Annotated in this window: 1 protein-coding gene; it reads right to left on the bottom strand. The window is 63.3% G+C overall.

All coding sequences use genetic code 11. The features are described 5' to 3' along the window. The coding region (locus tag NKJ00_RS32185) for an IS110 family transposase (RefSeq protein ID WP_352632605.1) at positions 1-725 on the bottom strand (725 nt) is incomplete at its 3' end. Between the last annotated feature and the right edge of the window lie 46 nt (positions 726-771).

Below are 771 nucleotides of genomic sequence, written 5' to 3'. Positions count from 1 at the left end.
TGCCTGTTGCCGGTGCGCTTGCCGCTATCGTTGGCGAAAGGAGCCAGGCCTGCCAGCTTGGCGATGGCCTTGTTGGAGATGAGGCCGATCTCGGGCAGTTCGGCCATCAGACGGGCGACAGTGCGTCCGGCTACGCCCTTGAGCGAACGAAAGGCTCGCTCCAGCCTGGCCCACAGCGGATCGTCATCGATCATCGAGGCAATCTCGCCTTCCAGGCGCCGTTGCTCGCGCTTGAGGAAGGCCAGCGTCGCCTCGATGCTGGCGCATACCTCGGCGTCGCATGCGGCACTTCTACGCTGCTTGTTGATGGTCGCATCGCCGACAATCTGGCAAAGCCGGCCAACCAACGCGGTAAGCCGCTGTTGGGCAGCGCTTGGCGGTGGCGTCGGCACCGTGTTCTTGACTGCGCCGTAATGGGCGATGACAGCGGCGTCGATCCTGTCGGTCTTCTCCAGATAGCCCATCGCCTCGGCGAAACGGCGCACGCTCTTGGCATTGACCACGCCGCACGGCATGCCGTGCGCCCACAAGAGCATGAACCCCAGCCGTTCATAGCCGCCCGATGCCTCCATCACCGCAAGGGCTGCGCCATGGCTGCGGCAGAACAGCCAAAGAGCTGCAATCCCCGCCGCATCGTTGGCGAAGCGCGCTGCCGCTCCGCCAGGCCGGACATGCGCGTCCAGCCAATCTTTCGAAACATCAACTCCACAAATAATCCTGTTCACGGTAACCTGCCTTGTGCGTACGGTTGGAACCAAGCGACTGTTCGGT

The organism is Mesorhizobium sp. M0227, assembly GCF_040321855.1.
Taxonomy (GTDB): domain Bacteria; phylum Pseudomonadota; class Alphaproteobacteria; order Rhizobiales; family Rhizobiaceae; genus Mesorhizobium.
Note: the sequence above shows the minus strand (reverse complement) of the source record. Positions and strands in the feature narration are given on the sequence as shown.